This is a genomic window from Streptomyces sp. R302 (assembly GCF_012927245.1).
Lineage (GTDB): Bacteria > Actinomycetota > Actinomycetes > Streptomycetales > Streptomycetaceae > Streptomyces.
Genome location: NZ_JABBGE010000006.1, coordinates 1 through 12,708, shown reverse-complemented (window position 1 = coordinate 12,708; position 12,708 = coordinate 1). Strand labels below are relative to the sequence as shown.

Annotated in this window: 13 protein-coding genes; 10 read left to right on the top strand and 3 right to left on the bottom strand. The window is 74.0% G+C overall.

Translation table 11 applies throughout. From position 1 onward, the window contains the following. Positions 1–133: 133 nt before the first annotated feature. Together HHL19_RS19145 and HHL19_RS19140 are read right to left on the bottom strand one after the other, a co-directional pair. Positions 134–934, bottom strand: a complete 801-nt coding sequence (locus HHL19_RS19145; RefSeq protein WP_169091248.1) for a VOC family protein — start codon at positions 932–934, stop codon at positions 134–136. A gap of 178 nt (positions 935–1,112) precedes the next feature. After that, positions 1,113–2,063, bottom strand: a complete 951-nt coding sequence (locus tag HHL19_RS19140) for an NAD(P)/FAD-dependent oxidoreductase (RefSeq protein ID WP_169091247.1) — start codon at positions 2,061–2,063, stop codon at positions 1,113–1,115. A gap of 67 nt (positions 2,064–2,130) precedes the next feature. Here HHL19_RS19140 and HHL19_RS19135 point away from each other — a divergent pair, with 67 nt between their 5' ends. The 4 genes from HHL19_RS19135 (at position 2,131) to HHL19_RS19120 (ending at position 6,020) form a co-directional block, all read left to right on the top strand. Continuing rightward, positions 2,131–2,718, top strand: a complete 588-nt coding sequence (locus tag HHL19_RS19135; RefSeq protein WP_169091245.1) for an XRE family transcriptional regulator — start codon at positions 2,131–2,133, stop codon at positions 2,716–2,718. 70 nt (positions 2,719–2,788) lie between these two features. Next, complete coding sequence (locus HHL19_RS19130) at positions 2,789–3,757, top strand: NADPH:quinone oxidoreductase family protein (RefSeq protein WP_169091243.1); 969 nt, start codon at positions 2,789–2,791, stop codon at positions 3,755–3,757. Further along, on the top strand, positions 3,754–4,938 hold the full coding sequence (locus HHL19_RS19125; RefSeq protein WP_169091241.1) for an acyl-CoA dehydrogenase family protein: 1,185 nt from the start codon (positions 3,754–3,756) through the stop codon (positions 4,936–4,938). The genes HHL19_RS19130 and HHL19_RS19125 overlap by 4 nt, the downstream gene beginning before the upstream one ends. Beyond that, entirely contained in the window at positions 4,935–6,020 is a 1,086-nt protein-coding gene (locus tag HHL19_RS19120; protein WP_169091239.1) for an acyl-CoA dehydrogenase family protein, read from the top strand. Before HHL19_RS19125 ends, HHL19_RS19120 begins: the two co-directional genes overlap by 4 nt. A 58-nt stretch (positions 6,021–6,078) precedes the next feature. Here the strand turns inward: HHL19_RS19120 and HHL19_RS19115 are convergent, their stop codons facing one another. After that, the gene (locus tag HHL19_RS19115) at positions 6,079–6,735 is read right to left on the bottom strand and encodes a class I SAM-dependent methyltransferase (protein ID WP_169091237.1); all 657 of its coding nucleotides are present in this window, start codon (positions 6,733–6,735) and stop codon (positions 6,079–6,081) included. Between the two features lie 126 nt (positions 6,736–6,861). Between HHL19_RS19115 and HHL19_RS19110 the strand changes: the two genes are divergently transcribed. The 6 genes from HHL19_RS19110 (at position 6,862) to HHL19_RS19085 (ending at position 12,280) form a co-directional block, all read left to right on the top strand. Beyond that, positions 6,862–8,499 (top strand): ABC transporter substrate-binding protein, encoded by a 1,638-nt coding sequence (locus tag HHL19_RS19110; RefSeq protein ID WP_169091235.1) that lies wholly within the window; start codon positions 6,862–6,864, stop codon positions 8,497–8,499. Continuing rightward, positions 8,496–9,488, top strand: a complete 993-nt coding sequence (locus HHL19_RS19105; protein WP_169091233.1) for an ABC transporter permease — start codon at positions 8,496–8,498, stop codon at positions 9,486–9,488. Before HHL19_RS19110 ends, HHL19_RS19105 begins: the two co-directional genes overlap by 4 nt. Continuing rightward, positions 9,481–10,317 carry an ABC transporter permease gene (locus HHL19_RS37425; protein ID WP_169091231.1) on the top strand — a complete coding sequence of 279 codons (837 nt, stop codon included), beginning with the start codon at positions 9,481–9,483 and terminating at the stop codon, positions 10,315–10,317. Before HHL19_RS19105 ends, HHL19_RS37425 begins: the two co-directional genes overlap by 8 nt. Beyond that, positions 10,314–11,306, top strand: a complete 993-nt coding sequence (locus HHL19_RS19095; RefSeq protein WP_346768304.1) for an ABC transporter ATP-binding protein — start codon at positions 10,314–10,316, stop codon at positions 11,304–11,306. The genes HHL19_RS37425 and HHL19_RS19095 overlap by 4 nt, the downstream gene beginning before the upstream one ends. Next, the gene (locus tag HHL19_RS19090; protein WP_169091227.1) at positions 11,299–11,967 is read left to right on the top strand and encodes an ATP-binding cassette domain-containing protein; all 669 of its coding nucleotides are present in this window, start codon (positions 11,299–11,301) and stop codon (positions 11,965–11,967) included. Before HHL19_RS19095 ends, HHL19_RS19090 begins: the two co-directional genes overlap by 8 nt. A 118-nt stretch (positions 11,968–12,085) precedes the next feature. Then, on the top strand, positions 12,086–12,280 hold the full coding sequence (locus HHL19_RS19085; protein ID WP_169091225.1) for a hypothetical protein: 195 nt from the start codon (positions 12,086–12,088) through the stop codon (positions 12,278–12,280). Positions 12,281–12,708: the final 428 nt, after the last annotated feature.

The window sequence follows — 12,708 nt, the reverse complement described above, 5'->3', positions numbered from 1 at the left end:
CGATGTCCCCCAGCTACCGCTGGGAGGTGCCCCCACCGCATGGACTCCCTCCTCCGCCTTGCGACGCACGGCACCGGACGCCGCGAGCTGATCCGGCCTGATCCGAAAGACACGGCCCAGGGCCGGACAGGCCTCAGGCGGGGCCTGTGGGCCGGTCGGCCGTCGGCGCCGGCGTCAGGACGGCGAACTCGGCGCCGGAGGGGTCGGCGAACCAGGCGAGGCGGCCGACGTCGGGGATGTCGGCCGGCGGGAGCAGCACCGTGCCGCCGGAGGCGGTCACCGCGCCCGCCGTCGCGTCGGCGTCCTCGACCGCGAAGTAGGGGATCCAGCGGGACCGTTCGGCGGAGTCCCGGAGTTCTGCCGCGCCGCCGAAGGAGGCGTCCTGCTGGTCGCCGTCGGCGGTGGAGATCACCCGGTACGTCATGCCGGGCGCCGCCATCTCCGCCCACCGCCATTCGAAGAGCGAGCGGTAGAAGTCGAGCGCGGCCTCCGGGTCGGGCGTGTGGAGCTCCACCCACACCAGCGTGTTGGTGGACGAGGTGCGGTCCAGGCCCTTCACCGAGCCCTGCTGCCAGACGGCGAACTCGGCCCCGGCGGGGTCGGTGAGCGCGGCCATCCGCCCGGCGTCCATCACGTCCATGGCGCGGACGCGGATCCTGCCGCCCTCGGCGGCGGCCACCATCTGCGTCGTCTCCGCGTCCGTCGTCCGGAAGTACACGGTCCACGCACTGCGGGCCCCGTCCTCGGTGAGCGGTCCGAGGGCGGCCACGGTGGCTCCGTCCTGCTGGAAGAAGCCGTACCCGCCGCCCTCCGGGCCCGCCGAACGGTACTCCCAGCCGAGCACGGCGGCGTAGAACTCCGCCGCGGCGGTGGTGTCCGGGCTGCCGAGGTCGATCCAGCAGGGGGAACCGTGGGTGTACCGGGTGTCGAGCATGGGCGGGTGCCGTCCTTCCGTCGTCCTGCCTCCGGGCCGGGTTCCGGCCACCATGGCCGATCCTGAGCCCCCTGCCGGAGCGACGCGACCGCTGCCGGTCCGGTTCATCCGACCGGCGCACGGCCGCGGCCCCGGGCTCACCGGACCGGCCCGACCGACACGACGCCCCTGGCACCGCTCAGCCGTCGCGTCCGTCCGCCTTCGCCGCGAGGTCGTCCATCAGCAGCTCCCCGTTGATCACCGTGCCGGCCCGGTAGCCGAGGCTCGCCGCGTTGACGACCTGCTCGGTCGGGCCCGTCACGTTGCCCGCCGCCCACACGCCGGGCACGCTCGTCCGGCCGGTCTCGTCCACCTTCACGAAGGAGCCGAAGGGGGTCTCGTACAGTTCCGCGCCGAGCTGTCGGAGCACTCCGTCGCGGGCGACGAGCCGGGTCGCCGCCGCGAAGACGACCTCGCAGGCGACGGTCCGGCCGTCGGCGAGCCGGACCCCGGTCAGCCGGTCGTCCGCGACCGCGATCCTCTCGACCGCGCCCTCCACGGTCCTGACGCCCGCCGCGTCGAGCAGCCGGGCGTCCTGCTCCGTGAGCGCGGCGCCGTCCAGGAAGAGGGTGACGTCGGGGGACCAGTGCGAGACCATCAGCGCCTGGTGGGCGGGCATGGCCGCGTGCGCGATGACCCCGAAGGACCGGTCGCGGACCTCCCAGCCGTGGCAGTACGGGCAGTGCAGCGCGTCCCGGCCCCACCGCCCGGCCAGGCCCTCGATCTCCGGCAGCACGTCGACGAGACCGGTCGCGACGACCAGCCGCCGGGCCGACAGCGCGGTGCCGTCGGCGAGCGTCAGGGCGAAGCCGTCACCGTCCCGGACGGCTCCCGTCACCTCCCCGGGCCTGACCTCGACCCCGTACGCGCCCAGCTCGCGGCGGCCGGCCGCGAGGAACTCCGCCGGGCTCATCCCGTCCCGCGAGAGGTATCCCTGCATGTGTGCGCTGGGCGCGTTGCGCGGCTCGCCCGCGTCGACGACCAGGGTGCGGCGCCGCGACCGGCCGAGGATCAGCGCGGCGCTCAGCCCGGCCGCGCCGCCGCCGACCACCACGACCTCGTACCTGTTGTCATCCGTGAGTGCGTTCATGCCGCGAGCCTCGACCCGGCACCGCCTCGGTGGCAAGGAAACTTGCCGTTCCTGCAACACTGGACGCATGACCGAAGACGACCGCATCGACGCCGTCCTCACCGAGGTCGGCCCCCGGCTGCGCCGGGTCCGCCGCGACCGCGGGGTGACCCTGGCCGAGCTCTCCACCGCCACCGGCATCTCCGTCTCCACCCTCTCCCGCCTGGAGTCCGGGCAGCGCAGGCCCAGCCTCGAACTGCTCCTGCCGCTCGCCCGCGCCCACCAGGTCCCGCTGGACGAGCTGGTCGGCGCCCCGCCGGTGGGCGACCCCCGGGTGCGGGCCCGCCCGATCGTCCGGCACGGCCGCACCATGTACCCGCTGACCCGCCAGCCCGGCGGCCTCCAGGCGTACAAGGTGGTCCAGGAGAAGGCCTCGGAGCAGCCGGACCCGCGGGTCCACGAGGGATACGAGTGGCTGTACGTGCTCTCCGGGCGGCTCCGGCTCGTCCTGGGGGAGCACGACGTGGTGCTGGCCGCCGGCGAGGCCGCCGAGTTCGACACCCGTGTGCCGCACTGGTTCGGCCCGACCGCCGACGGGCCGGTGGAGTTCCTCAGCCTGTTCGGGCCGCAGGGCGAGCGGATGCACGTACGGGCGCGGCCGAAGAAGTCCGGCTGAGTGGTTCCCCCAAGGCCAAGCGACCGCTTAGTATGCGACCGACCGCTCGGTACGGACGGAGGCTCGACGGATGCAGGCATGGCGAGTGCACGAGAACGGCGAACCCGGCGCGGTGATGCGCCGCGAGGAGGTGGACGTCCCCGAGCCCGGCCCCGGCCAGGTCCTCCTCAGGGTCCGCGCCGCCAACGTCAACTTCCCCGACGCGCTGCTCTGCCGCGGCCACTACCAGGTCCGCCCCCCGCTGCCCTTCACCCCCGGCGTCGAGCTCTGCGGCGAGACCCGGGACGGGCGCCGGGTCATCGCCACCGCCGCCCTCCCGCACGGCGGCTTCGCCGACCACGCCCTCGCGGACGCCGCCACCCTCCTCCCGGCCCCCGACGCCCTCGACGACGCCGAGGCCGCCGCCCTCCACATCGGCTACCAGACCGGCTGGTTCGGCCTCCACCGCCGCGCCGCCCTCAAGCCGGGCGAGACCCTCCTCGTGCACGCCGCGGCCGGCGGTGTCGGCAGCGCCGCCGTCCAGCTCGGCAAGGCCGCCGGCGCCACCGTCATCGGCGTGGTCGGCGGCCCCGCCAAGGCCGCCGTCGCCCGCGACCTCGGCTGCGACGTGGTGATCGACCGCCGCGCCGAGGACGTCGTCGCCGCCGTCAAGGCCGCCACCGGCGGCCGCGGCGCCGACGTGATCTACGACCCCGTCGGCGGCGACGCCTACCAGCAGTCCGCCAAATGCGTCGCCTTCGAGGGCCGGATCGTCGTCGTCGGCTTCGCGAGCGGCACCATCCCCACCCCCGCCCTCAACCACGCCCTGGTGAAGAACTACTCGATCCTGGGCCTCCACTGGGGCCTCTACGCCCGGCTCGACCCGGCCGCCGTGCTCCAGTGCCACGACACCCTCACCACCCTCGCCACCAAGGGCACCGTCAAGCCGCTCGTCGCCGAACGCGTCCCCTTCGCCGGCGCCGCCGACGCCGTCCAGCGCGTCGCCGACGGCACCACCACCGGCCGCCTGGTCGTCCTCCCGGAAGGAGCCCGCGCATGACCGACGCCGCCGAACTCCAGGCGCGCACCCGGGCTTTGCTCGCCGAGCACCCGCCCGCCGACACCGACCGCCTCGACTTCCTCCGCGCCCGCTTCGACGCCGGCCTCGCCTGGGTCCACTACCCCGTCGGCCTCGGCGGACTCGACGCGCCCCGCTCCCTCCAGGCCGTCGTCGACGCCGAACTCGCCGCCGCCGGCGCCCCCGACAACGACCCCCGCCGCATCGGCATCGGCCTCGGCATGGCCGCCCCCACCCTCCTCGCGTACGGCTCCGAAGAGGTCAAGTCCCGCTTCCTCAAGCCCCTGTGGACCGGCGAGGAGGTCTGGTGCCAGCTCTTCAGCGAGCCCGGCGCCGGCTCCGACCTCGCCGCCCTCGGCACCCGCGCGGTCCGGGACGACGGGGGAGACTGGGTGGTCGACGGCCAGAAGGTGTGGACCTCCAGCGCCCACACCGCCCGCTGGGCCATCCTCATCGCCCGCACCGACCCCGACCTCCCCAAGCACCGCGGCATCACCTACTTCGTCTGCGACATGACCGACCCCGGCGTCGAGGTCAGGCCGCTGCGCCAGATCACCGGCGAGGCCGAGTTCAACGAGGTCTTCCTCACCGGCGTCCGCATCCCCGACGCCCACCGCCTCGGCGAGGTCGGCGACGGCTGGCGGGTCGCCCAGACCACCCTCATGAACGAGCGGGTCTCCATCGGCGGCGCCCGCATCCCCCGCGAGGGCGGCATGATCGGCAAGGCCGCCGGCGCCTGGCGCGACCGCCCCGACCTGCGCACCCACGCCCTCCACCGCCGCCTCCTCGACCTCTGGGTCGACGCCGAGGTCGCCCGCCTCACCGGCGAGCGGCTGCGCCAGCAGCTCGTCGCCGGCCAGCCCGGCCCCGAGGGCAGCGCCATGAAGCTCGGCTTCGCCCGCCTCAACCAGGCCATCAGCGGCCTGGAGGTCGAACTCCTCGCCGACGAGGGCCTGTTGTACGGGGACTGGACGATGGTCCGGCCCGACCTGGTCGACTTCACCGGCCGCGACGCGGGCTACCGCTACCTGCGCTCCAAGGGCAACTCCATCGAGGGCGGGACGACCGAGGTGCTCCTCAACATCGTCGCCGAACGCGTCCTCGGCCTGCCGCCCGAGCCCCGCAACGACAAGGACGTCCCCTGGAAGGACCTCGCCCGATGACCCGACAGCCGGATCTGCTCTACTCCGACACCGAGGACGACCTGCGGGCCGCCGTCCGCTCCCTGCTCACCGACCGCGCGGACACCCGGACCGTCCTCGGCCGCGTCGAGGAGCCGAGCCCGTACCTCCCCGGCCTGTGGGAGGCCCTCGCGGGCGGGATCGGCGCCGCCGGACTGCTCGTGCCGGAGAAGCTCGGCGGCCAGGGCGCGAGCCACCGCGAGGCGGCCGTCGTCCTGGAGGAGCTCGGCCGGGCCGTCACCCCGGCCCCGTACCTCACCAGCGCGGTGGTGGCGACCGAGACGCTGCTCGCCCTCGCCGCCGACAGCGGCCCGGCGGCCGACCTGCTCGCCGCACTGGCGAGCGGCGACCGCGTCGCCGTCCTCGCGCTGCCGTTCTCCACCGCACCGCGGAAGACGGTCGACCCCGAACGCCGCGTGCCCGCCGTCGCGGACGCCGTCGCCGCCGACGTCCTCCTCGTCCCGCGCCCCGACGGCCTGTACGCCGTCGACGCCACGGACGCCACGGTCACCCGCCAGTCCTCGCTCGACCTGACCCGGCCGCTCGCCGTCGTCGACACCCGCGACGCCGGGGGCGTCCGCCTCGCGGACACCGGGGCAGGGCGCGCCGCGGTCCGCCGCGGGCTCCTCGCCGGCGCCGGCCTGCTCGCCTCCGAACAGCTCGGACTCGCCGAGTGGTGCCTGGAGGAGACCGTCCGCCACACCAAGGAGCGCTACCAGTTCAACCGGCCGATCGGCTCCTTCCAGGCGCTCAAGCACCGCATGGCCCACCTCTGGCTGGACCTCGTCGGAGCCCGCGCGGCGGCCCGCGCCGCCGCCGACGCCCTCGCCACCGGCGCACCCGACACCGAACTGACGGTGGCCGTGGCCCAGGCGTACTGCTCCGGAGTCGCCGTCCGCGCCGCCGAGGAGTGCGTCCAGCTGCACGGCGGCCTCGGCATGACCTGGGAACACCCCGCCCACCTGGCACTCAAGCGCGCCAAGGCCGACCAGCTCGCCCTCGGCTCCACCGGCCACCACCAGGACGCGATCGCCGCCCTGGCGGACCTCCCCGCCCCGGCCTGACCCCCGTCGCGCGGCCGGGGCCCACGAACCCCGGCCGCCGCGCCTCACCCGCCGCGCCTCATCCGCCCGCGCCCGCCCCGCGGCACGCGTAACAGAACAGGTGCTCCTCGGGCTCGCCGCCCGGCACCTCGGGCGTGAAGACCGACAGCTCCTGGTGGAGCACCTCCAGACCGCACTCCTCCCGCAGCAGTCCCAGGTACGCCTCGGCCGAGAAGCTGGAGACCCGCGCCCGCCGCCCCATCCAGGTGATCTCCAGGCCCTCGACGTCCGCCGGGACCGTCGCCGACACCAGCAGCCCGCCCGGCACCAGCCACGACGCCATCCGGCGCACCGCCAGGACCTGGTCCTTCCGGTCCATCATCAGCAGCGGGAAGAAGGCGCACACCGCGTCGTACCCGCCCTCCGGAGGGGTGTGCTCCCGGACGTCGACCTGCTCGAACCGTGCCCCGGGCACCTGCTCCCGGGCCAGCTCGACCATCGTCCGGGAGACGTCGATCCCGGTCACCTCGTGCCCGGCGGCGGCGAGCAGCGCGGCGACCGGCCGTCCCGTGCCGCTGCCGACATCGAGCACGCGGGAGCCGGCCGGGAGCCGCCCGGTCAGCCACTCGACCGCCGCGAGCTGCGCGGGCAGCCGCCCGAACGCCCGCTCGTAGTCGAGCCCCACCTCGTCGAACAGCTCGGCGGCCCCCAGCGCGTCCCCGTACCCGTCGTCCATCGTCTGCTCCCGGTGTCGTCGATGTCCGGGGGCGGCCTACCCCACCAGGGGTCCCCTCGCACCCATGCGGTTTAATTGCAAGCTGTTCGCAATAACAGTTGATCTTCAAAAAGGGGTGTGGGCACGATGGCCGCCCGAACCGTCCGCCGCGCGACCGCCGCGACCGTCACCGGAGCCCTCGCCCTGGCGACCGCGGCCTGCACGAACCCCGGCGCCGCCACCGCCGGACCCGCCGGACCCAAGGACTCCGCCGTCGTCGGCATCGCCTACGAGCCCGACACCCTCAGCCCCCTCCTCGGCTACGGCAAGGACGGCAACTCCAAGATCTTCGACGGGCTCCTCGCCCTCGACGCCGACATGAAGCTCAAGCCGGCCCTCGCCCGCACCCTCCCGCACATCAGCGACGGCGGCCGCACCTACACCTACACGCTCCGCGACGACGTCACCTTCAGCGACGGCGCGCCCTTCACCGCCAAGGACGTCGTCTTCACCTACCGGACGATCCTCGACCCGAAGACCAACAACCCCTCCCGCACGGAACTCGACGCCCTCGACAGCGTCGAGGCCGTCGGCGACGACACCGTGGTCTTCCGCCTCAAGTACCCCTACGCGCCCTTCGCCGAGCGCACCGTCCACGCCATCGCCCCCGAACACGTCGCCGCGAAGCAGGACGTCAACACCGGCGCCTTCACCACCCGGCCCATAGGCACCGGTCCCTACGTCCTCACCGGCTGGTCCAAGGGCGAGAAGCTCACCTTCAAGGCCAACCCGACGTACTGGAACGGCGCCCCCGCGGTGAAGAAGTTCACCATGGCGGTCATCAAGGACGACGACGTCCGCGCCACCCGCCTGCGCGCAGGCGACCTCGACGGCGCCATCCTCCCGCCCAACCTCGCCGCCGGCTTCGCCGACGACAAGGCCAAGCGCACCTACACCGCCAAGACCTACGATTACCGCACGGTCACCCTCCCCACCCACAACCCCGTCGCCGGCGACACCGCCGTCCGCCGCGCCCTCGACATCGCCGTCGACCGCCGGACCATGGTCGACAAGATCCTCGAAGGCGCCGGCAAGCCCGCCTACGGCCCCGTCCCCACCGACAGCCCCTGGTTCGCCCAGGGCACCGAACGCCGCCACGACCTCGCCGGCGCCCAGAAGATCCTCGACGAGGCCGGCTGGAAGCCCGGCACCGACGGCGTCCGTACCAGGAACGGCGTCCGCGCCTCCTTCCCCCTCTGGTACCTCTCCGGCGACAAGCTCCGTCAGGACCACGCCCTCGCCTACGCCTCCGACGCCCGCAAGGCCGGCATCGAGATCAAGACCCAGGCCGGCACCTGGGAGGTCATCGAACCCCGCATGAAGACCGACGCCGTCCTCGCCGGCGGCGGCGCCCCCGGCGACCCCGACTTCGACCAGTACCTCCTGCTCAAGTCCACCCTCGCCGGCGACGGCTTCAACAACATGGCCTGGTACGCCGACGACACCGTCGACCGCGCCCTCGAAGACGGCCGCCGCACGAACGACCAGGCCAAGCGCAAGGCCGCGTACGACACCGTCCAGCGCGAACTCGCCAAGAACCCCGCGTACACCTTCCTCACCCACATCGATCACCTCTACGTCGTGAACGACGCCTGGGACGGCCTCGGCACCCAGGTCGAACCCCACGACCACGGCCTCGCCGCCGGCCCCTGGTGGAACGTCGAGACCTGGAAGCCCAAGAAGAACACCGGAGACACGAAGAACACCGGAGACACCGAGAAGTGAGCCGCCGCCTCCCCTGGGGGGCCATGGCCCGGATGACGGGACGGCGCGCCCTCGCCGCCGTCCCCGTCCTCCTCGGCGTCACCCTCGCCGTCTTCGCGGTCGCCGAAGCCTCCCCCTTCGACCCCGTCAAGGCCTACGCGGGCACCGCCGGCCTCACCGCCTCACAGGACAACCTCGACCAGCTCCGCCACAACCTCGGCGTCGACCAGCCCCTCCTCACCCGCTGGTGGGGCTGGCTCACCTCCGCCCTCACCGGAGACCTCGGCGACTCCTCCGTCATGCGCCGCCCCGTCGCCGACGTCATCACCGAACGCCTCGGCTGGTCCGTCCTCCTCGCCGCCACCGCCTTCGCCGTCGCCCTCGCCCTCGGCACCCTCCTCGGCGTCCTCGCCGGACGCCGCCGCGGCGGCCTCCTCGACCGGACCGTCAGCTCCCTCGCCTACACCCTGGAAGCCGCCCCCGCCTTCTGGCTCGGCCTCCTCGCCATCTGGTTCTTCTCCCTCGAACTCGGCGTCCTGCCCGCCGGCGGCCTCACCGACACCGCCAGCGACACCGTCACCCCCGACCAGGTCGCCCGCCACCTCGTCCTCCCCGCCCTCGTCCTCGGCCTCACCCAGCTGCCCTGGTTCTTCCTCTACGTCCGCCAGGGCGTCGGCGACGCCCTCGACGAGGACCCGGTCCGCGGCGCCCGCGCCCGCGGCCTCGCCGAACGCACCGTCCTCACCGGCCACGCCCTGCGCTCCGGCATGCTCCCGATGCTCACCCTCATCGGCTCCCGCGTCCCCGAGCTCATCACCGGAGCCCTCCTCGTGGAGACCGTCTTCAGCTGGCCCGGCATTGCCGCCGCCACCGTCCAGGCCGCCACCGCCGTCGACTTCCCGCTGCTCGCCGCCCTCACCGTGCTCGCCACCGCGGCCGTCCTCCTCGGCAACCTCCTCTCCGACCTCCTGTACGGCCTCGCCGACCCGAGGGTGGGCTTCGATGGCTGACCCCCGCACCCACCGCCTCCGCCTCTGGACGTCCGCGGCCGTCGTCGGCGCCGTCGCCCTCGCCGTCCTCCTCGTCCCCCCGCTCGTCCACCTCGACGAACAGGCCGTCGACCTCTCCCAGAAGCTCCTCCCGCCCTCCTGGGTCCACCCCTTCGGCACCGACGACGTCGGCCGCGACCTCCTCCTCCGCTGCGTCTACGGCCTGCGGATCTCCCTCCTCGTCGGCCTCGTCGCCGCCCTCGTCGCCACCGTCCTCGGCACCGCCGTCGGCGCCGCGGCCGGCGCCCTCGGCGGCTGGACCGACCGCACCCTCATGCGCCTCGTCGACGCCTTCTCCTCCGTGCCGCACCTGCTCCTCGGCATCTTCGTCGTCGCCCTCTTCCGCCCCGGCGTCTGGCCCGTCATCGCCTCCGTCGCGGTCACCCACTGGCTCTCCACCGCCCGCATCGTCCGCTCCGAAGTCCTCTCCCTCCGCACCCGCCCCCACATCGAGGCCGCCATCTCCGGCGGCGCCTCCCGCCGCCGCGTCGCCACCCGCCACCTCCTGCCGGCGGTCCTCCCGCAGGCCGGCCTCGCCGCCGTCCTGATGGTCCCGCACGCCATGTGGCACGAGTCCGCCCTCTCCTTCCTCGGCCTCGGCCTCCCCAGCCACCAGGCCAGCCTCGGCAACCTCGTCCAGTCCGCCCGCTCCTCCCTCCTCGCCGGCGACTGGTGGCCCACCCTCTTCCCCGGCCTCTTCCTGATCGTCCCCACCCTCGCCATCGCCGGCCTCGCCGGCGCCTGGCGCGACCGCCTCAACCCCCGCCGCCGATCGGAGCTCATGCTGTGAACGCCCGCGTCGCGCGCGCCCTCGACGCCGTCACCGCCGAACGCGCCGAGGACGCCCTCCTCAGCGTCCGCGGCCTCACCGTCCGCTTCCGCCTGCGCGGCGGCCGCACCGTCGCCGCCGTCACCGACGCCGACTTCGACCTGGCACCGGGGGAGTGCCTCGCCCTCGTCGGCGAGTCCGGCTGCGGCAAGTCCGTCCTCGCCTCCGCCCTCCTCGGCCTCCTCCCCGCCAACGCCGAGACCAGCGGTACGGCCCTGATCGCCGGCACCGACCTCCTCGCCGCCGACGAGAAGACCCTCGCCCGCTCCGTACGCGGCCGGCGCATCGGCCTCGTCCCCCAGAGCCCCGCCGCCCACCTCACCCCGGTCCGCACCGTCCGCGCCCACCTGGAGGAGACCGTCCGGGCGCTCACCGACACCCCGCGCTCCGGCCGCCGCAAGGCCGCCGAGGGCGCCGCGGACCGCGCCGCGTTCCCCGCCACCCACCTCGACTCCCACCCCCACGAGCTCTCCGGCGGCCTCGCCCAGCGCGCCGCCACCGCCCTCGCCCTCATCGGCGACGCCCCCCTCCTCCTCGCCGACGAACCCACCACCGGCCTCGACCGCGACCTCGTCGAACGCACCGCCGACGAACTCCGCCGCCACGCCGACGACGGCCGCGGCCTCCTCCTCATCACCCACGACCTCACCGCCGCCGCCCGCATCGCCGACCGCGTCGCCGTCATGTACGCCGGCCGGATCGTCGAGCTCGCCCCCGCCCACCGCTTCTTCGGCACCACAGGACCCGCCCACCCCTACGCCCGCGGCCTCCTCGACGCCCTCCCCGACCGCGCCTTCACCCCCATCCCCGGCATGCCCCCGGAACTCTCCGACCTCCCCGAAGGCTGCGCCTTCGCCCCGCGCTGCCCGCGCGCCACCGACCTCTGCGCCACCGTCCCGGCCCTCCGCGCCGGCGTCGCCTGCCACCACCCGGAGCGCCCCCGTGCTTGAACTCGACTCCGTCACCGCCGGCTACCACCCCCGCACCCCGGTCTTCCGCGACGCCTCCCTCACCCTCGCCCCCGGCGAGTCCGTCGGCCTCCTCGGCCCCAGCGGCTGCGGCAAGTCCACCCTCGCCCGCGTCGCCGCCCTCCTCCACCGCCCCGACGCCGGCCGCCTCGTCCTCGACGGCACCGAGGTCACCTCCTGGCGCCACCGCGCCCCCCGCGCCCAGCGCACCGCCGTCGGCGTCGTCTTCCAGCAGCCCCGCACCGCCGCCGACCCCCGGCTCACCCTCGCCGACCTCATCGCCGAACCCCTGCGCGCCACCGGCCGCAAGGCGGAGGCCGCCGACCGCGTCGCCGAGCTCGCCCCCGCCGTCGGCCTCACCCCCGAACTCCTCACCCGCCGCCCCCACGCGGTCAGCGACGGCCAGCTCCAGCGCGCCTGCCTCGCCCGCGCCCTCACCCTGCGCCCCCGCTGGCTGGTCTGCGACGAGATGACCGCCATGCTCGACGCCTCCACGACGGCCGCCCTCGTCGCCGCCGTCGAGACCTACCGCGCACAGACCGGCGCCGGCCTCCTCGCCGTAGGCCACGACCGCGTCCTCCTGAACCGCTGGTGCGACCGGACGGTGGAGTGGAAGGACTGCCTCCGGCCCCCGGGCGCATGATCCTTTCGCTTGTCACCCGAATGGCCGCCCCGTCGTTCCTCCGGACGGATCGCCCATTCCGCCACACTGTCCGCCGAACGCCGCAATTCCGGTGCGGCAGAAGAAGGACGTGAGAGCGATGGCCGTTTCCGTTTCCGTCGTGGTGCTGCTCCTCGTACTGGCCGTGGTCTTCATGCGCAGCGGAGGCCTCAAGGTCACCCACGCCGTGGTCTGCGCCCTGCTCGGCTTCTTCCTGGCCGGCACGAGCATGGCCCCCACCATCCAGAACGGCGTGGCCGCCACCGCCGAGGTCGTGTCCAGCCTCCGCCCATGATCACCCGCAGGGGTCGTCCCGCCTGCGGAGTTGACACGGGCCTGACCGATCCGTAATGTCTTCCGAGCTGTTCGACGTGAGTACCGACTCCGGTCGGCCCCGGACAGTCATTCCGCAAGAACCAACGAGCCTTTCGACCGACGTTCGTCGTGTCGTTCTGCTTTCCGTTCGTTTTTGCGAAATGGGGATTCGAAACCCTCGATTCGCGTCGGGGGCGGGGAATCCGCTAAAGTCTCACTCGTCGGAACGGCCCAGCGGCCGGAAAGACAAACCCCTCTGACTGGGAATCAGACGCCGAAAGGATCTGATAGAGTCGGAAACGAAGGAAGCGCCCGGAGGGCCTGGAAACAGGAACGAAGGAAGCGTCCGCACCTTGAGAACTCAACAGCGTGCCAAAAATCAACGCCAGATTAGTTGATACCCCGTCC

Coding starts and splice junctions, on each gene's coding strand:
- HHL19_RS19135 (WP_169091245.1), top strand. CDS start 2,131: ATGACCGAAGACGACCGCATCGACGCCGTCCTCACCGAGGTCGGCCCC.
- HHL19_RS19110 (WP_169091235.1), top strand. CDS start 6,862: ATGGCCGCCCGAACCGTCCGCCGCGCGACCGCCGCGACCGTCACCGGA.
- HHL19_RS19120 (WP_169091239.1), top strand. CDS start 4,935: ATGACCCGACAGCCGGATCTGCTCTACTCCGACACCGAGGACGACCTG.
- HHL19_RS19145 (WP_169091248.1), bottom strand. CDS start 934: ATGCTCGACACCCGGTACACCCACGGTTCCCCCTGCTGGATCGACCTC.
- HHL19_RS19085 (WP_169091225.1), top strand. CDS start 12,086: ATGGCCGTTTCCGTTTCCGTCGTGGTGCTGCTCCTCGTACTGGCCGTG.
- HHL19_RS19125 (WP_169091241.1), top strand. CDS start 3,754: ATGACCGACGCCGCCGAACTCCAGGCGCGCACCCGGGCTTTGCTCGCC.
- HHL19_RS19115 (WP_169091237.1), bottom strand. CDS start 6,735: ATGGACGACGGGTACGGGGACGCGCTGGGGGCCGCCGAGCTGTTCGAC.
- HHL19_RS37425 (WP_169091231.1), top strand. CDS start 9,481: ATGGCTGACCCCCGCACCCACCGCCTCCGCCTCTGGACGTCCGCGGCC.
- HHL19_RS19130 (WP_169091243.1), top strand. CDS start 2,789: ATGCAGGCATGGCGAGTGCACGAGAACGGCGAACCCGGCGCGGTGATG.
- HHL19_RS19140 (WP_169091247.1), bottom strand. CDS start 2,063: ATGAACGCACTCACGGATGACAACAGGTACGAGGTCGTGGTGGTCGGC.